This window comes from Bacillus sp. FSL E2-8887, assembly GCF_038007205.1.
Taxonomy (GTDB): Bacteria; Bacillota; Bacilli; order Bacillales; family Bacillaceae_G; genus Bacillus_A; species Bacillus_A mycoides.
This window is the reverse complement of the sequence record NZ_JBBOWS010000001.1, coordinates 4,922,229-4,941,775: the sequence shown is the minus strand read 5'-3', so window position 1 is coordinate 4,941,775 and position 19,547 is coordinate 4,922,229. Positions and strand designations below refer to the sequence as shown.

Sequence of the window (19,547 nt, the reverse complement as noted above, 5' to 3'; positions counted from 1 at the left end):
CAATTAGTAATTAATCTTGAAAACTTCCAACTTAGTCAAGAAACTAGGGGTGGTATGTTTAAAATAGTACATATAGTACAATTAAAGGTTTCATGATTTGATAAAAAATAATGAAAGGATATAAATTTCTCGGTTTTGATATTATCATCATATATAAGCTCATTTTAATTCTTCGACATAGCCATGGAACCCATTAGGAAAAGGGTTTTTTCTCGACACTCATTTATATACTCCAAAAATGAAAAGGCTGAATTTCGTATTTCTATACGATTTACATGAAATCAGTTGACAATCATACTCTTTTTTAGTTACCCCCAAATTCGGTCCACTGTATTCAAATTTGGAGAATATGACTATCATCTTGCATAGGCAAACAATACTTCATCCAGAGCGTTTTTAATTATATAATGCTGGCGGTGGAACGCTTCTTGTTCTACTTGTTTCGGTGTGTAGGTCGGCTGTGTAACTAAACACAAAATGTTTTAACATATGGCCAATTTCACCTCAACTCATAATGGCAGAAAATGCATCTTCAATAACATCTTTTAGAATACGAGTATCCTAGCATGTTTCACAGTCGTAACCTTCTTCGGCTGATATGCTAAATTCGATTATAGATTGTACTTCTTGTTATTCTTTATGAGGATAAGTAAGGAAGTTGACCAAATGCATATTTACTGTGAAGTAGCTCTTCCATACTTGTCGACAATGAAATTTTTGCATTTATAGAGCAAACGTTTGCGTTGGTATGGAGAAATTTCGGAAACTCTACAGCATAATAAGACAATGACCGTCATGAGTTTTATCGTGAGTGCTTGTTGAGTGGTCTTCTTCTGACTTTGAAGTTGTTTGTTCGTTCATGGGTATTTGTAATTTGAATTCCTTTATCAAAATTTGTCCTGTATCTGTTTTTGTTAAACAGTATATACGATAAATAAAATGTCGGAGAAATTAGATGAATCTATATAAAAGTCAAACTGCAATTTTTTAAGTAGTAGAAGGATTGAAAAAGAGAAAAAGATGATAATAGCTGTCAAACAAGTTTTAGTAAAGTGGCTTAATGACATTGAATAGTAGAATCTTTGTCATAGTATGCTTGTACCAGGATCTATCTATTTTTAATTTTATAGGAGGATAACATAAAATATGTATTTAAAAAGAGTTACTTCGATTTTTTCGATTATAATGATTTTTATGTTTACTATAGGTCAAAGTCTTTTACCTATAGTAGCAAATGCACAAGAGCTAAACACAGCAGGACTTGTGGATAGTTTTCAGATTGGTAAAACAAATCTAAGTACCACAGAAAGGACTAAAGTAACTGTAAACTTCAGTGAAAAAGATGGACTTAGGCTGAAGCCTGGAGACACACTAACATTAACACTGCCTCCAGAGTTAAAAGGATTAAATAGCGAGTTTCTATTAAATGACTATGGTACTTGTAAAGTTACAGCAGGTACTGTGGTATGTACATTTAATGATCAAGTGGATACATATGAAAATATTCAAGGGTATTTAAACTTTTTCGTGGAAGCTACTAATGTAGGAACGGATCAAAAGAAAGAGATTGAAACCAATTTTGGTACAACTGTAGATAAGCAGTCTGTAACAATTACCGGTCCAAGTAGTGGTGGTGGCACAGATCCTGGAAAGCCACCGTTTTTTTATAAAACTGGTGATATGAACTCAGGTAAGGACAATGAAGTACGTTGGTTCTTGAATATAAATTTAAATAAAGAAGAGTTAAGTCGTGATATTGTTGTGACTGATAATTTACAGGAAGGTCAAACACTTAATAAGGATAGTTTCTATATAAGTGTAGATGATTATCTAGGTCGTCGATCTTTAACGCTACAAGAGTTTGAAAAGCAAGGTTACGGAACGATTACCTTTACTGGAGACAGATCATTTAAAGTTATGCTTAATAAGGATAAAGCACGTCTTGCTGCCTTTACGATTGGTTATACATCTACTATAACGGAAGCTGGGAAGAAGCAAGAGTTTTTTAAGAATGATTATACGATTGATTACCAAGTCCTAAACAAAGAACCAGTTACTGAATCGGGTACTCATCCAGTCGAAAATATGACAGCTGGTGGTGGTGCTACTGGTAACAAGGTTCCAAAAGGAAAGCTGAAAATTGTTAAACATATTGAAGGAAATAAAGAAAAAGTAATTCCGAATGTTTCGTTTAAGTTGTATAAAGAGTCTGGTGAACAAGTTGGGGGCGAATATAAAACAAATGAAAAAGGGATAGTTGAAACTCCTCAATTATCACCAGGTAAATATTATGTACAAGAGGTTTCAGCTCCAGACTATATTGATTTCGATCCTCAGAAAAAAGTAGAGTTTGAAATAAAATCAGATGATGAAAATGGAGTCGAACTGGATATTCCAAATAAAGTGAAAACTACATCTGTTTCAGGAACGAAGATGTGGAAAGGCGATAACGAGAAAGATCGTCCGACGATGATTAAAGTAGACTTACTACAAAATGGCCAAGTAATCGCAACACAAGAAGTAACAGAAGCAACAGGTTGGAAATATGAATTCAAAGATTTAGCGGCATACGATGCCGAAGGTAAGGCATACAAGTATGAAGTGAAAGAACAAGCAGTAGACGGATATCAATACGAAGTAAAAGGTTATGACATTACAAATACAAAAGTAGGTCAAACAAAAGTAGAAGGAACGAAAACGTGGAAGGATAACAATTCACCGGATCGTCCGAAAACAATCAAAGTAGACTTACTACAAAACGATAAAGTAATCGCAACGCAAGAAGTAACAGAAGCAAGCGGTTGGAAGTATGAATTCAAAGATTTAGCGGCATACGATGCCGAAGGCAAGGCATATAAGTATGAAGTAAAAGAACAAGCGGTAGATGGATATCAATCCAAAGTAAAAGGTTATGACATTACAAATACAAAAGTAGGTCAAACAAAAGTAGAAGGAACGAAAACATGGAAAGACGATAATGCGAAAGATCGTCCGAATATGATTAAAGTAGACTTACTACAAAATGGCAAGGTAATCGATACAAAAGAAGTAAGCGCAGCAAGCGAATGGAAATATGCGTTTACAGATTTAGCGGCATATGATGCCGAAGGTAAGGCATATAAGTATGAAGTAAAAGAACAAGCAGTAGACGGATATCAAACAGAAGTAAAAGGTTATGACATCACGAATACAAAGGTTGGCAAAACAAAAGTAGAAGGAACGAAAACATGGAAAGACGATAATTCATCAGAACGTCCGACGATGATTAAAGTAGACCTACTACAAAATGGCCAAGTAATCGCAACACAAGAAGTAAGCGCAGCAAGCGAATGGAAATATGCGTTTACAGATTTAGTGGCATACGATACCGAAGGTAAGGCATATAAGTATGAAGTAAAAGAACAACCAGTAGACGGATATCAATCCAAAGTAAAAGGTTATGACATTACAAATACAAAAGTGGCGCAAACAAAAGTAGAAGGAACGAAAACATGGAAAGACGATAATGCGAAAAATCGTCCGAATATGATTAAAGTAGACTTACTACAAAATGGCCAAGTAATCGCAACGCAAGAAGTAATAGAAGCAGGCGGTTGGAAGTATGAATTCAAAGATTTAGCGGCATATGATGCCGAAGGTAAGGCATATAAGTATGAAGTGAAAGAACAAGCAGTAGACGGATATCAAACAGAAGTACATGGTTATGACATCACGAATACAAAGGTTGGTCAAACAAAAGTAGAAGGAACGAAAACGTGGAAAGACGATAATGCGAAAGAACGTCCTTCAATGATTAAAGTAGACTTACTACAAAATGGCCAAGTAATCGCAACACAAGAAGTGAGTACAGCAAGTGATTGGAAATATGCGTTTAAAGATTTAGCAGCATATGATGCTGAAGGTAAGGCGTACAAGTATGAAGTGAAAGAACAACCAGTAGCGGGATACAAATCCGAAGTAAATGGTTATGACATCACGAATACAAAAATCAAGGACGAACCAGGTGTAGATCCAAAAGATCCAAGTACAGATCCGAAAGATCCAAGCACAGATCCAAAAGATCCAAGCACAGATCCGAAAGATCCAAGCACAAATCCAAAAGATCCAGGTACAGATCCAAACACAAATGCAGACAAAAATAGCGATTCAAAAGTTCCACCTACTACAGAAAATGATAAGCCAACATTACTTCCTAACACAGGAGGAACATCAGCAGAAATGAGTTCAATTCTTGGAGGTATGGTATTATTCCTTTTAGGTGGAATCCTACTCGCTCGTCAGCGAATAAAATAATAAAAAAGATTTAGATTATTGATTACACTGTAATCTGAGTAGCAGACAAATTAAAAAATTACTATTGATATTACGCCCTTTAGGTAAGTATTCAAAAACACTTCACGATAAAGTGAAGGGAAGAATGCAACCTGAAGGGCTTTTTTTAGAAAAAAGAGAACAATTTCAGGTTGGACTCAATCAGCGGCCGAATAATATGGTCAGCTTTCATAGAGATAAGCGGCTCTAAAGTAACAATGAAATCGTTTTTGATAAGTCGATTATGTATTGGACCATAAGCTTAGAATGTGGTGTGGTATCTCATGTAATTTAAGATCAATGACCATGTTCCGTTAAGTTTTGGATGAATGCATAGCCATTTTTATGGCTAATTTAGAAATAGTATTTTGTAAAGCTTTGCTCGTGAGTAGCTGCATCAGCGTTTGTTTCAGGAATAAAGGCATTTGTTCCTAAAAATAACTGTTAAAGCTAACACAAATGCAAGAATAATCTTTTCATAGTAGAAAGCCTTCTTTATTAGATGTAATTACTAGTATTATTCTACATGGTAATACCATTCAATAATACAATTACATTAATATATTACGTTTTATATTATACACAATAAATCGTATAATTGATATACTTAAATTAATGTATTAAGATTTTTTTAGGGTAATAACGCCATGTAACAAATATGCTATTATACATATTTATTTTTCCTTAATAAAAAGCCACCGATTAATCGGTAGCTTGAAATAGTATTAAGCAGCTTTTTGCCCTATTTGAGTAACAGGTTTTTGAAGAGTGTTATAAACACCAGTTCCAATAACTTCTAATGCCATTTTCATACGTTCTGGTGAAATGTTCTCAAATACGTTATCTTGCGGCGTGTGATATACCTTTTCGATATGATAGATTAATGGATTCCAACTATCGACGCCCATCCAAATAAATAGTGCAGAAGGGATACCCACTTCAGCAAATGGTACGTGATCACTAGAGCCAAATTTTCCTTGAAGAACGAGGTTATTATTTAATTGTTTACCTGCTTGTAAGGCAGCATCTGTTACAAGGTTTGTTGAGCCATCAGGAGTCATTACATATAAATTCTTTGCTTTATCATAATTTGTTGCAACCATGTCTGCGTTAAAGACACCTAAAATTCGATCACGTTCCTTTTGGGACAGACTATTAACATAATAATCAGAGCCAAGTAGGCCAGTTTCCTCAGAACCAAAAGCAATAAAACGAATTTCTTTATCAGTTTCTACATTTTGAAAAGCACGAGCCAGTTCTAATACTAATCCTGTACCAGAAGCATTATCATTTGCCCCAGGTGCTCCAACGACACTATCGTAGTGTGAACTTACAACGACAGCTTTTTCATTACCTGTACTATTTTTTGGTTTCTTTTTAGCGATGACATTTAAGGATGTTAAATTAGATTCATGTCTCGATTTTAGGGAAAGAATTGTTGCCTCTTTTTTAGCGATTTCTTCTTTAAACGCATTTCCTTGAGCATAAGCAAGACCGAAGACAGGGATAGACTGTTTTTTAGTTAAGCGAGGATTGAAAGTTTGTCCGTAGTTTCCACGCCCTCCAATTAAACTGTATAAAAGAACACCTTTTGCCCCTTTACTAACAGCATTTTCAACCTGTTTATTATAATCTGCTACTGTTGCACCCCTTTCGAATAAAACAATTTTTCCGTTTACCTCATTTGGAATATCGTCCAATTTTGTACCACCTTGAACAAAGATAAGCGGAGCTGTAACAGCTTCTGTAGAAATTAGTGAATTTGGAGCAGCACCAGCTTGCCAATTACGCTTTGTCCCTAATGGTGATTCGATAAATCCAACGTATTGATCCGGCACTTGAAAGGGTTGATACTCTACTTCATATCCCATTGATTTAAGCTTCATACCAACATAGCGAGAAGCCCATTCTTCTGATTTTGTACCACCTGGACGGGGACCGATTGTTTCGGATAAGAAACGGATATGCTCGATGGCGCGGTTTGCATCAACTTGTTTTGTAATAGGTGGAGTCTGTGTAATTTCTGACGTGGAATCAGCTTTTGCTTGTCCGATTGGAGCTAAGCTAACGGCGAGTGATACAGCAAGCAAGGAGCTTACTATTTTTTGTTTCAGTGATTTTCTCATTTTTTCCTCTCCCATTCTTCTATTCTCTCTGACTGACAAAAGAAGACGGTCAACGACTTTATTTTACCTTTATATGTATGAATTTTCAATAAATGTATGTTGAGAAATAAAAAACGCTATATGCATATTTGCATATTTTTAGCGGAGATATGTATGCTATCATTTTAAATGAAGGATCGCTTTCTGTTTGGAAGGCTCCTACATTGCATGAATCTAGTGTACCCAAACTTTAGATTATGTAGGGAAAAGAGATCCGTTATAGGATTTCTTTTCTTTTGTTTGAATCATGTGATGATAACTATGTTTCCGCATTTCATAATTATCATCAGTGATATATGTAAGGCATCCATATGAAAATACGAGGCTGTTCAAGAGTTTTCCGTACTTTTGGACAGCCTCACCCCGTTAAAAAGGTGATACTTTGATGTATCACCTTTTTATTTTTATAAGCTTTCTGTTTATGGGGATGTTACATAATCAAAAACAGCCGCTTTAGTAGAAGGAATCTACAAAACGGCTATTTTTGATTATAGTTGAGTTAAAATAATTGGCTCGCCACGAGTGACGACAACTGTATGTTCACATTGTGCAACAAGGCTTTTATCTGGTGTAACGAATGTCCAACCATCATCACCGCGCTCAATGATATGATCAGCTTTCATAGAGATGAATGGTTCTACAGCGATAACAAGACCGTCTTTTAGAAGCGCATTATCCATTGGATCATAGTAGCTTAAGATGTGGTTTGGAGCTTCGTGTAAGCTAAGACCAATACCGTGACCAGTTAAGTTTTGAATAACGTTATATCCACTTTTATGTGCAAAGTTAGAAACAGCACGACCAATTTGATTTTGTTTTGATCCAGCTTTTACTTTTTTCATTGCTTCCCAAAATGAGTCTACTGCTGCTTGGCAAAGTTTTTCTTTTTCTTCATCGTCGCCAAGAACAAATGAGATACCTGTATCTGCATAATATCCGTCAAGTGCTGCCGATACGTCTACGTTTACTAAATCGCCTTCTTTTAATACGCGATCGCTTGGAATGCCGTGAGCAACTTCTTCGTTTACACTAATGCAAGTTACACCTGGGAATTTATATTCTTTTTCAGGCGCTGAAATAGCACCGTTCTCGTCTAATACTTTTTTACCAATTAAATCAAGCTCTTTCGTTGTCATACCTGGCTTCGCTTGTTTTTTCATTTCTTCGCGTGCAAGTGCAACGATGCGGCCGATTTTTCGTAAACCTTCTAAATCTTGTTCATTACGAATAATCATGAAAACCACTGTCCTTCCTCGAATATATGTCTTATCCGATTGTATCATGTTTGTTTTTGTACTGCTACTCGCATGCGGTATGCAGGCTGATTCCTCTCATAAAGAATACATGACAATTGTCATATGGATGTCATGACGCATCATACTGTTTCCTAACTTTTCCAGCACATACAATGTAAATATAAGAAACGGCGGGGGTGGAGAGATGGAAAAGATTATTGAAGTAAATGGTGTTTCTAAAACATTTAAACATAAAAAAGCAGTAAATAACGTTTCATTTCATGTAAATAAAGGGCAAATAGTAGCATTACTCGGCCCAAATGGTGCGGGGAAAACAACGACAATTTCAATGATGCTCGGATTAAAAGATCCGACAGAAGGGAATGTTTCGATATTTGGAAAGAGCCCGAAGCATAGAGATGTTCGTAATAGCCTCGGTGCGATGTTGCAAGAAGTAAGCGTTATTGACAGCATCACAGTAGAAGAGGCAATTGAGTTATTCCGTAGTTATTATACGAATCCAGTAGCGAAAGAAACATTACTTCAGCTATCGAATTTAGAATCAGAGCGAAAGCAAAGATGTGAAAAGTTATCAGGTGGTCAAAAGAGAAGGTTGAATTTTGCACTCGCACTTGCAGGAAATCCAGAGTTGTTATTTTTAGATGAACCAACTGTAGGGATGGATATTACGTCTCGAAAAACGTTTTGGGAAACGATTAGAAAATTAGCAAGTGAAGGGAAAACGATTATTTTAACGACGCACTATTTAGAAGAAGCAGATGCGTTAGCGGACCGCATTTTATTATTCGCAAAAGGAAAAATTATCGCAGATGGTACGCCGGATGAAATGAAAGCGACGATTTCTCGAAAAACGATCTCGTTTTATTCAAAAGAAAGTATCCCTACGGGCCTGCTAAAGGAATTGCCGAATGTAACAGGAGTACAGTCAAATGAGGGGCGGATTATTTTAACAACGGAGGATACCGATGCCACGTTACAAGCAATTTATCAAAAGAACTTACCTGTAACAGATATTTCAGTTGAACGTGGAAGTCTCGATGAAGCATTTGAACAGTTTGTCGCAAATCAGAAGGGGGAAATCGCATGAGAGCACTATGGATGCAATGTAAAATAGAGGTTTTACGTACGTTCCGTAATAAATTATTTATCTTTTTCTCATTATTAATGCCAGTTATGTTTTACTACATCTTTACAAATGTTATTCAAGTACCACAAAACGGAGATGCTTGGAAAGCTCATTATTTAATTTCAATGGCGACTTTCAGTATTGTAGGGACTGCACTTTTTAGTTTCGGTGTGAGACTTTCTCAGGAAAAAGGGCAAGGATGGACACATCTTTTAAAAATTACACCACTTCCAGAGGGGGCATATTTAGCAGCAAAGATTATTGCCCAAACAGTAGTGAATGCTTTTTCAATCTTAGTTATTTTTATGGCAGGAATATTAATTAATAATGTTGAGTTAACAGTAGGTCAATGGATTGGTGCCGGATTATGGTTATTATTAGGCGTGACACCATTTTTAGCACTCGGAACAGTAATAGGTTCAATTAAGAAGGCGGATGCAGCTGCTGGCCTGGCTAATATTTTAAATATGAGCTTAGCGGTAGTTGGCGGATTATGGATGCCGATAGAAGTATTCCCAAAAGTATTAAGGTCTATTGGAGAATGGACACCGACATATCATTTTGGTAGTGGGGCATGGGATATTGTAGCTGGGAAGTCAGTTGGGTGGGAAAATATCGCGGTACTAGGAGGTTATTTCCTTATATTTGTTGTAGTATCAATATATATAAGGAAAAGACAGGAAGCGGTATAAATGATAGAGAAGAAGTTTGAGATTTTTCCGAAACAGATGGGTTTCTTCCCATATATGTGGTTAGTGTATCTGTTATTTCCGATTTACCATCTAACGCAGGTATCAGGGTGGAAACTTGGGATAGGGAGCGGTATGTTGGTGCTTTTTATTATCACATACCGTCAACTTTATTTTGTTAATAAGACGTTCATTTTATGGGCATGTATTCAAATGGTACTCATCTTTTTATTTGCCTTATTTTATAATGCTTTTATGATATTTTTTGGTTTTTTCACGGCAAGTGCGATGGGCTTTGCGCCAAGTAAAAAAGTATTTCGAGTGTTGTTAGGACTGTTGATTACAATGCTTGGGGCCTTTATATTCGTATATTTTAAGCATTTAACAACTACAAATTTAGTGAATATAGTTCCAATGTTTATTTTAATGCTTCTTACGCCATTTGGAATGCGTAATTTTAATCAAAAAAAGATGTTGAAAAATCAACTAAACGAAGCAAACGAACAAATTAAAGACTTAGTAAAACGTGAGGAACGGCAGCGAATTGCAAGAGATCTTCATGACACATTAGGACACACACTATCTCTTATTACTTTAAAAAGTCAGCTTGTGGAGAAACTGATTGTGAAGAATCCAGAACGCGCAAGTATAGAGGCGAAGGAGATTACACAAACATCTCGTACCGCTTTAAAACAACTGCGCGAGTTAATTTCGGATATGCGTATGATTACAGTGGAAGAAGAACTTGAGCAAATAAAAGCGATTTTGCAAGCTGCCAATATTGAATTAGAAGTAAAGCAGGAGGCTAATTCTAGCTCGTTATCACCAATTGAACAAAATATTTTAGGTATGTGTTTACGTGAAGCTGTTACGAATGTCGTGAAGCATAGTAAGGCAAAGGCATGTACAGTTTCTATATTAGAATCACAAGGTGAGTTGATTTTGAAAGTAGAAGATAATGGTGTCGGTTTGGAAAATCAAAGTCATGATGGAAACGGTATTCGAGGTATGAAGGAGCGGATTTCCCTTATTGATGGAGTAGTTGAACTGGATACGATCAATCCAGGGACACTGTTAACGGTGAAAGTTCCAATTGTAATTAGAACAGGAAAAGATGAGGTGAGGGCATGATTCGAATTATTATTGCAGAAGATCAACGAATGCTTCGTGGTGCATTAGGAGCCCTGCTTGATCTAGAAGATGATATTGAAGTAGTTGGGCAAGCGGCGAACGGTGAAGAGGCCTTAAAGTTAATTGAATCGTTAGAGCCAGATATAAGTATTATGGATATTGAAATGCCAATTCAAAGTGGATTAGATGTTGCAGAAACTTTAAAGAAAGAAAAATCATCTTGTAAAGTAATGATTTTAACAACATTTGCGCGTCCTGGGTATTTTGAAAGGGCAATGAAAGCTGGTGTGCACGGATATTTGTTAAAAGATAGCCCAAGTGAGGATTTAGCTTCGGCGATTCGTAACGTAATGAAAGGGAAACGAGAGATTTCTCAAGAGTTAATGTTTGGCTTATGGCAAGAGCAGAATCCGTTATCGGATCGTGAAAAAGAAGTGCTGTTACTTGCGAAAGAGGGAAAGACAGCAAATGAAATTGCGAAGGCACTTTATCTTTCACCTGGTACAGTGCGTAATTATATTTCTGAAGTATTAACGAAGCTCGATGCGAAAAATAGGATTGAGGCAATTACAATTGCGGAAGAAAAGGGATGGATATGAAAAAGAAGTTTACCTATAATCGGTAAACTTCTTTTTTGCTTATTTTCCTTGTTGTACTTCTACTACTTTACTAATTTTTGCTAGTGCTTTATATCCATGTGCTTGGAAAGCCTTTTCGAATTCTGTCGATGTTGTATTGCCATATAAATCTTTTGCAGCCTGTACGATGTGGGATTGAAGTGATTCAAAATCTTCTGCTGAAGTTGCGTAATTTTGCAATGCACGCATAACAACTTTACTTACTTTTTCATTTCCTTGTCTTTGAACAGATATACCGTTATACGTTTTACCTTCAGCTAATTGATATAATACATGGCTGATAATTCCAGAATTCACGTGAGATTCTTGATCATTTCCATCATTATAGAAATCTTTTAAGTTTGTGTATAGTTTGTTGCCGCCGTCACCAATTTCCCCTGGGATGTCACGAATTGTTAGACCACCTAACGTATCACCCATAATCCAATTTCCTTTATCTTTCTTTACGTAATATTCTATTTGTGTACCCCAAAAATCTGCTAGACCTTCATTTAGCGCAGATGTTTCAGCACTTGGATATCGCACAATTTTATTTTTCGTCGTACCACTAAATACAGCATGTCCAAATTCATGAGCTGTTACGTCAAGAGCAGAGGTTAATTTTCCATTTAGCCCGTCACCAAAGACCATTTGATTCCAACCTGGATGCCAAAATGCATTTACATAGTTTTCTTTTACACCATCACTAACTTCAGTAGAATCAAATCCGTGGACGCTAGCAACAACTTTTGAGTCTTTATTATCGTAACTTTTCAGATTATGTTCTTTCTTAAAATAGTCGTAAATATCACTCATATTTTTCATAACACCAGCTGCTTCTTTATCTAAGAAGTTAGAGTTATCGCTTGAAATAAGTGTCCCTGGATAACCAGCTTGGCTATCGCCACCAAGGGAATCAGCGTAGTTTGCGTTGTAAATATAAATACCATTTCCGCGGGATAAATCAGCTAAATAAAATTTTCCATCAGAGCCTTTCGCAATATTAAATAATACATTTTCTTGTAGCGCATTTTTCCCAGTTCCTTGTTCTTTCGCTGGTGATAGTTTAGGTGCTGTTACTTGATTAATAGTTTTATTCTCTTTATTTTTAATAAACTTTTCTTGGAAAAGTACTTCACCAGTTTGTAAGTCCATGATTGCATTTCCGTTTATAACTTGTTCATTGTTTTCATAAGTAAATGTAAGGACCGTTGCGTATGTATAGTAGCCATCTTTTTTCTTATAAACTACCGTTTCGCTAGAAAATTCTGTTTCTGTCGCATCACTTGGAATTTGAAGTATATTGCGTAATTTAGATTTTACTTCATTTTTCGACAAAAAATTTGTTATAGTAAGATTAAGTTGTTGGTCTAAATTTTGGGCAACTTTACCACTAACAGTTGTAATTACTCCATTTTTATCTACTTTTACAATGAGATCTTGACCATATACTTTATAATTTTTGTATGTTTGTGCAAGGCGTAATTCGGTTTGATTTTCTTTTGTTTCTTTATTTGTAGGTTGAAAATCGACATTCTTTTCAGTAGTAACTTGCTCTTGTTGAGCTTTAGCCCCATTTACCTCACCTTTTAAATACTTTTTAGCAATATTCTCTTTTGTATCGTTTTGAGGTTGTGTTAATTTTCCGATTGTTAAACCAGGCTGAGCAATTTCAACTTTCACTTCATTTTTATCTAATTCTTGAGCGTGAATAGCTTCTGTTGATAAAGGACAAAGAAGACCGAATGTAACGACAGCACTAGCAAGTTTTCTATAATTCATCTATAACACTCCTAATCTTGTATTGTGTATGTGAGATGAATTGTATGAGGAATTTGCCGAATTTTATATATATTATGCATTATTTCATATCAAAAATTGTCGAATTCACATTATTGTAGTGGTATGACAACTTAAAAAAATTAGATTGTTATAATGGGATGGTGAGTAAGTATGCACGCAGAAAAATTAGGAAGTGAAATAAAGAAAATTAGGGTAATGAGAGGATTAACACAGAAACAACTCTCCGATAATGTATGTCATCAATCGGAAGTGAGCCGAATTGAATCGGGCGCGGTATACCCAAGTATGGATATACTGCAAGGTATAGCAGCAAAATTACAAGTTCCCATTATTCATTTTTATGAGGTACTCATTTATTCCGATATTGAGAGGAAAAAGTTATTTAAAGATAGAATTCAAATGTTGAGTAAGAAGAAACAATATGCTGAAATTTATAGCATTGTTTCAAATGAATTAAAAAAAGAAAAGTTTCATCCAGAATTTAATCAGTTTCTTCTTTGGTACTATTACTTATCTGCATATGTTTTACAGAAAATTAATTTTGAATATTGCATTTTAGAGTTAAAAAAAATTGTACATCAATCATACGGAGGGATAGATGTATTTCAAAATTTATATATTGAAAATTCTATTGCAAGTATTTGTGCAGAAAATAATCAATTAGATAGGGCAATAACTTCATTTCGAGCTATTTTAGAACGGTTAGAATCGCTACATAATAATGAGGCATTCACAGTTAAAGTTCGATACAATTATGCAAAAGCTTTATATTTGAGTGATCAGTTTGAAGAGGCATTGTATCAAGTAAATGAAGCGATTGAAGCTTCTCGGTATATGGGAAGTATGGAATTAATCGGTCAATTGTATTATCAAAAGGGCGAGTGTCTTGAGAAATTAGAGTATTCATCAGGTGATATTAAAGAAGTGTATAAAAAAGCGTCTTTCTTCTTTGATTTATTAGATTTACATTCTTACAAAGAGACGTTATTAAAAAAAAAGAAGTATTTAAATTAAAATGATTTGGAATATGTATAGTGGTATATTTCGTAAGTTACATCCACAAAAAGTAATTAAATCTCCAAAAAATGGGTATGCATAATTGCATAAGTTGTGGATAAATTTTCATGATATATTAAAAGAAAACGATGTGGGTGATGGAATATGAAAAAACTACTTATTGGTAGTCTATTAACGTTAGCAATGGCATGGGGTATTTCATTAACAGATACAGCTTTAGAGAAAAGCCAAGTAATTTCTCATAATGATCAAGAGGTACAATTAGCTTCAGATTTACCATTTGAACATTAAAAAAACAACCGTCTTACTTAGACGGTTGTTTTTTTGTGGAGTAACCTCCAAACGTCTTTACTAGAAACAGGTTTGCTAAAGAGGAATCCTTGAATATGGTCACAGTTTTGTTCATGTAAAAACTTCCATTGTTCTTCTGTTTCTACACCTTCCGCAATAACCTCTAAATTTAATTCTTTTGATAGCGTAATAATGGAAGCGATAATGGCTTCTTCTAAAGGGCTATTTGTAATTCCACAAATAAATTCTCGAGCAATTTTTAATGTATTGATTGGATATTTCGTTAAATAAGCTAAAGAACTATAACCAGTTCCAAAATCATCAATTGAAATTTGAATACCGAGATTTTGAAGTTCTTCTAGTTTAGCAATTACAGAATGATTTTGATTAATCGCGATACTTTCCGTAATCTCAATATCTAGTGCTTCCGGTTTTAGTTCGGTTTCTTCCAAGACTTTTGAAATAGTTGGGATTAAATCTGAACGGTTAAATTGAACAACAGATAAATTCACACCAACCTTTAAGTGAGAAAACCCTTGGTTATGCCACTTCTTTGCTTCTAAGCAGGCGGTACGTAAAATCCAATTACCAAGTTCAATAATAAATCCTGTCTCCTCTGCTAGAGGGATGAATTGGGCAGGTGATACAATTCCGAGTTTTGGGTGTTTCCAACGAATTAACGCCTCGAAACCGATAATTTGTTTTGTTTTTGTGTTTACTTGTGGCTGGTATTCAAGGAAAAATTCATTTTGTTGTAGTGCTTTTGAAAGCTCACCTTCTAGGAAGTGTATTTCATTTTGCGCAATACTCATTTCTTTTGAGAAGAAAACGAATCTGTTTTTTCCATTTGCTTTTGCTCGATACATAGCCATATCTGCATTTTTCATTAATTCGGTTACATCGGTTCCGTAGTCAGGGTACATTGCAATTCCGATACTCGGCGTAACAGAAAGTTCTTCATCTTTAATGAAGTAAGGTTTATTTAATATAGTTAAAATTTGTTCGGCTATAAAAGCAGCACTTTTTTCAGAGTACATATCTGGTAATAAGATTGTAAACTCGTCTCCTCCTTGGCGGGCAACGATATCTTTTGAACGCAAACATCCACGTAATCTTTTTGCTACTTCAATTAATAATAAATCCCCAACATCATGGCCGAGTCGATCGTTAATTTTTTTAAATCGATCTAAGTCAAGGAACATGACAGCAACGTCATTTGCGCTATTTTGAGCTGTATTTAAAATGGTTTTTAAATCTTTTTCGAATTTTCGACGATTCGGTAGTCCTGTAAGTGCATCATGGAAAGCCAAATGTTCTACTTGTTTTTGTTTTTCATATAAAGTTGTAATATCACGTGCTATACCAAACATCCCAACAACTTCTTTATTTATAAAAGTCGGGATGAGTGTAATGTGAAGGTAATAATAATAGCCCTCTTTTTCTTTTGTACGAACTTCTAGAGTTTGTGGTCTACCTTCTTTTGTAATTTGCAAGGATTTCTTCAATAATTTATGATCTTGTGAATCAATGAAGTGCAGAAGAGAATAGCTTGTTACTTCACAATAGTAGGCTGTAAATAAACTTTCGCAAGCCGTATTAGATTGTTGAAAAATCCCGTTCATATTTAAAGAAAAAACAGCATCAGGATGATCCTCGAATAAAGATTTATAACGTTGTTCACTTTTTGATAGTGCAGATGCGCCTTCTTCAACTTTACCTTCTAGTTGTGTAGTCAACTGTTCGTACGTATCGATTAATACTTGATTATCTTTCCACATGTAAAGTTGTCGTAGGAATAATAAGATAAGTGATAATACGAGACCGATTAACATGAACTTATCATCCCAAGGTTGAATGACAATAAAGGAAAAAGTAATGATTATACTAAAATAAGGTAATATAAAGCGTACATAATCGAATCGATAATATTTAGTCTTAGTTTCATGTTGCATTGGTTTATCTAAAATGTATAGTATGGACGATAAACCGATTAATAAAATTGAAGCAGTATGTATTAAATAAGAGACTTCAGAAGAAGTTTCCATTCCTGATCTTAACTGGAACAGGTGTATATATCCGTAAACAAGTATGATAGTGAAGCCGACAATTAATGAGATTCTACTAGAAGAATACTGTTCTCTTCTATATAAGCTAATAACGGCGTAAATTACTAATGATTGTGCAATGAAATATCCAATTAAAACCCATGTATCTGTTGTTAACATACGAAAGCTTGAAATGTCTAAAATAAAGGTTAAGGTAAAGTAAATATTCATAATAACAATAAAGATGCTATCGAATGAAAATTGAGCAAGGCCTCTAATAGAGTAATGTTTTATAAACTTTATAGCAAAGCCAGAAAAGAGCAAAATATATTGTATGATGAAGAAAGGCAATGCCTTATATGAGAATATGACTTGATCATATATAGAAAGTGAATGAAGAAATAAAGTTATCTCCATAGCTAATCCACATATACAAGTGCATAGTACTAGAACCCAAAATAGTTTGTCACCGTGCTTCATTTTCTTAATTGCTTTATATAAGCAATAGCAAGAAAAGAGTGCAGCAAAACAAAATAAGAAGAGAATTCCAATTTCTTTTATATTCAAGTCCTTAGGGATAAGGAATATCCAAAGAGAAAATATAATAATATACATCATGACAAATTGTACATATTTTTTTTGATTGATCATATAATGGCTCCGTTTCAATAAAGTTGAATCACAGGGGGAAAATGCTAATTTAAATAATAGCATATAAAACAGGAGCTTTTTTACTATAAGAAATACTTTTTGAAAAAAATAGCGCAACGTTACAATTTACCATTGTATTGTTGCGCCTTTTATTCTTTTCACTCCCCTTATAGAAGAGATTTCATCTATTAACTGAAGAAGTGCTAAATCCTTTTGTTTACTTTCAATCATAATATCGAAATCATGGTCAATTTTTTTTGTAATGTGTAAAAAGGGTTTAATAAACTCTAAATCAATATAATTTGCGTGAGCCCTAAATTCTTTTTCTGATCTAGGAGAAGAAATATGAACTTTAGGAAGGACATTTGTATGTGACCAAGTTTTAAATATCATAGGAAGCAATTCTTCTAGCGGTTCATTACAAAGGTTCGCTATGTGATGATGATAATCGAACACGAAAGGGATTTTTTCTTTTTGACAAATAGCCAAAGTTTCAGAAGTTGTATACGTTTTATCGTCATTTTCAAGGGTCATTTGTCTTTTTATATGGTAAGGGAGTTTTTGTATGTTTTCATGAAAACGTTCGATTGCCTTTTCCTTATTTCCATACGCGCCACCTACATGGATATTAATGTAGGAAGAATCTGCAATTCCCATAGCATTTAACACGTTATAATGATAGGTCATATCTGTAATTGCATTAGTTGTAATATGTGGTTTGTCGCTTGTAAATAGTGTGAATTGGTTTGGGTGAAAACTTACGCGTAAATTGTGTTCTTGAATTAATGCTCCTATTTTACGCCATAGTGGAGCAAATATTTGAATGTAATCAAATTCAACTTCAGGATGTGTTGCAAGCGGGACGATAGAAGATGATAAACGATATAATGGAATTTCGTGTGCAATATTGTAATGAAGGATGCGTATTGTGTGTTCTAGATTTTGCAGTGTAACATTATATAATTTATCTTCACGCTCTTGTTTTTTTAGCTTTTTCCAGCTTGTAAATGTCATTGTTTTGGCAGGCGAACAGTCCCATAATGCCGTAGCATGTGAGACATATCCAAATCGAATTATCATATGTGATGCACCTCATTGGCCCTTGAAATTTCTCTATAAAAAGAACGCGAGTATCGTTCCTATCCATTCCTTTCCTCTATCGATAATGGAGAGAGGATTGACATCTTCGAAGGAAAGTAATAAGGAGCGTTCCAAATCTTCCTCGAATTTACGTTTTACTTCTTGTATGAAATGTTTATCGTATAAAAGGCAATTGATTTCATGGTTAATATATATACTTCTCATATCGAAATTAGCAGTTCCGATATCACAAGTATGATCGTCTACTATAATAATTTTTGCGTGGAAAAATCCTTGCTGAAAAGCGTAAATATTACAACCAGCTTGTATTAACTTTCGGCAATATGGGAATTTTGCTTCTCGAACGAGGGCGTGATCAGCTTTTTGTGGAACGAGAATAGTTATTTGAACCCCACGTTTTCGCGCTTTTAATAATGCATTCATAATTTTTTTTCCAGGAATAAAATATGGTGTACCGATAAAGAGTTCTTTTTTCGCGCTTTCGATTAAATGTAAAAATGTATTTTGTAAATAGGCACCATCAGTAGGGATGAAACGATGTAGAATGGTCCCTGGTTGTTGCATAGGAAAATAAAGAGATGAATCTAATAAATTTTGGTCTGTATCGTCGAGCCAATCATGTAAAAATTGTTTTTGTAAATCTTGTATCCCTTCTCCTGTAAGACGTAAATGATAATCTCGCCATAACCCTAACCTTTGATTATGCCCTAAATATTCTTCGCCAATGTTAAATCCACCAATATAACCAATTTTCCCGTCAATAACTGTAATTTTTCTATGGTTTCTTTGATTTGCAGAAAAGAAAGGAAAAGGAAATTTCACTTTATGACAAAATGAAAAAGAGACACCATGTTTTTGTAGGGAGTAAATCGCTTCTTTTGATAAATAATGACTTCCAAACCGGTCGAGTAAAAGTCTTACTTCAATTCCTTCTTGTGCTTTATCGATAAGTAACTTTAAAAACGTACGACTTATATCATCGTTTTTTACAATAAAAAATAAAACATGCACATGGTGTTTAGCTTGTTTTATATCAGTAAAGAGAGCATCGTATAGATCATTTCCATATGTATAAAGGCGAAAATCACTTTGACGTAAAGGGAAAGAACGAGAGCGTACACGCTTTAAATGAACAATTCTCCCATATGAAAGGTCGATTGTAATCCAGAGAGCGCTGCCTAATAACAAGAGAGATAAGAAAAACATAAGTAAATTCCCTCCTTCACGGTCTTTTCACCATCAATTTTTTACAAATCAAAATTTCACTGTATCCCGCTATTTGCGGACAGTAAGACGCCCACCTAAAGCAAAGAAGTTGGTTGGGATTCGGGCCGCCCGTAAAAG

General features: G+C 34.8%; 13 protein-coding genes and 1 pseudogene. 7 read left to right on the top strand and 7 right to left on the bottom strand.

The window, feature by feature from the left end:
• Positions 1-1,146: 1,146 nt before the first annotated feature.
• The gene (locus NSQ08_RS25500; RefSeq protein ID WP_340779666.1) at positions 1,147-4,293 is read left to right on the top strand and encodes a Cna B-type domain-containing protein; all 3,147 of its coding nucleotides are present in this window, start codon (positions 1,147-1,149) and stop codon (positions 4,291-4,293) included.
• A 190-nt stretch (positions 4,294-4,483) separates the two neighbouring features.
• Here NSQ08_RS25500 and NSQ08_RS25495 read toward each other — a convergent pair.
• The 3 genes and pseudogenes from NSQ08_RS25495 to map all read right to left on the bottom strand — a co-directional run.
• Positions 4,484-4,662, bottom strand: a pseudogene (locus NSQ08_RS25495) (type I methionyl aminopeptidase); the annotation flags it as partial.
• A 374-nt stretch (positions 4,663-5,036) separates the two neighbouring features.
• On the bottom strand, positions 5,037-6,437 hold the full coding sequence (locus tag NSQ08_RS25490) for a M28 family metallopeptidase (RefSeq protein WP_340779664.1): 1,401 nt from the start codon (positions 6,435-6,437) through the stop codon (positions 5,037-5,039).
• A gap of 527 nt (positions 6,438-6,964) precedes the next feature.
• On the bottom strand, positions 6,965-7,759 hold the full coding sequence (gene map, locus NSQ08_RS25485) for a type I methionyl aminopeptidase (protein WP_016121123.1): 795 nt from the start codon (positions 7,757-7,759) through the stop codon (positions 6,965-6,967).
• Between the two features lie 157 nt (positions 7,760-7,916).
• Between map and NSQ08_RS25480 the strand changes: the two genes are divergently transcribed.
• The 4 genes from NSQ08_RS25480 to NSQ08_RS25465 are packed head-to-tail and all read left to right on the top strand — an operon-like array spanning position 7,917 to position 11,277.
• A complete protein-coding gene (locus NSQ08_RS25480) occupies positions 7,917-8,819 on the top strand; it encodes an ABC transporter ATP-binding protein (RefSeq protein WP_340779660.1) in 903 nt (300 codons plus the stop codon).
• On the top strand, positions 8,816-9,550 hold the full coding sequence (locus tag NSQ08_RS25475; protein ID WP_044438291.1) for an ABC transporter permease: 735 nt from the start codon (positions 8,816-8,818) through the stop codon (positions 9,548-9,550). The genes NSQ08_RS25480 and NSQ08_RS25475 overlap by 4 nt, the downstream gene beginning before the upstream one ends.
• Entirely contained in the window at positions 9,551-10,678 is a 1,128-nt protein-coding gene (locus NSQ08_RS25470) for a sensor histidine kinase (RefSeq protein WP_060749178.1), read from the top strand.
• On the top strand, positions 10,675-11,277 hold the full coding sequence (locus tag NSQ08_RS25465) for a response regulator transcription factor (RefSeq protein ID WP_044438293.1): 603 nt from the start codon (positions 10,675-10,677) through the stop codon (positions 11,275-11,277). Before NSQ08_RS25470 ends, NSQ08_RS25465 begins: the two co-directional genes overlap by 4 nt.
• A gap of 39 nt (positions 11,278-11,316) precedes the next feature.
• Here NSQ08_RS25465 and NSQ08_RS25460 read toward each other — a convergent pair whose 3' ends face one another.
• On the bottom strand, positions 11,317-13,077 hold the full coding sequence (locus tag NSQ08_RS25460; protein WP_113770384.1) for a M4 family metallopeptidase: 1,761 nt from the start codon (positions 13,075-13,077) through the stop codon (positions 11,317-11,319).
• Positions 13,078-13,248: 171 nt separating this feature from the next.
• On the opposite strand from NSQ08_RS25460, the gene NSQ08_RS25455 reads away from it, so the two are divergent.
• Complete coding sequence (locus NSQ08_RS25455) at positions 13,249-14,112, top strand: helix-turn-helix domain-containing protein (RefSeq protein WP_305926903.1); 864 nt, start codon at positions 13,249-13,251, stop codon at positions 14,110-14,112.
• A gap of 147 nt (positions 14,113-14,259) precedes the next feature.
• Positions 14,260-14,406 (top strand): quorum-sensing peptide PapR, encoded by a 147-nt coding sequence (papR, locus tag NSQ08_RS25450; RefSeq protein WP_000734740.1) that lies wholly within the window; start codon positions 14,260-14,262, stop codon positions 14,404-14,406.
• A gap of 17 nt (positions 14,407-14,423) precedes the next feature.
• Here the strand turns inward: papR and NSQ08_RS25445 are convergent, their stop codons facing one another.
• The 3 genes from NSQ08_RS25445 to cls form a co-directional block, all read right to left on the bottom strand.
• Positions 14,424-17,102 carry a DUF4084 domain-containing protein gene (locus tag NSQ08_RS25445; protein ID WP_340779649.1) on the bottom strand — a complete coding sequence of 893 codons (2,679 nt, stop codon included), beginning with the start codon at positions 17,100-17,102 and terminating at the stop codon, positions 14,424-14,426.
• Positions 17,103-17,228: 126 nt separating this feature from the next.
• Entirely contained in the window at positions 17,229-18,182 is a 954-nt protein-coding gene (gene uvsE / locus NSQ08_RS25440) for a UV DNA damage repair endonuclease UvsE (RefSeq protein ID WP_340779647.1), read from the bottom strand.
• Between the two features lie 33 nt (positions 18,183-18,215).
• Positions 18,216-19,409, bottom strand: coding sequence for a cardiolipin synthase (cls, locus tag NSQ08_RS25435; RefSeq protein ID WP_002089773.1), 1,194 nt, complete (start codon positions 19,407-19,409; stop codon positions 18,216-18,218).
• Between the last annotated feature and the right edge of the window lie 138 nt (positions 19,410-19,547).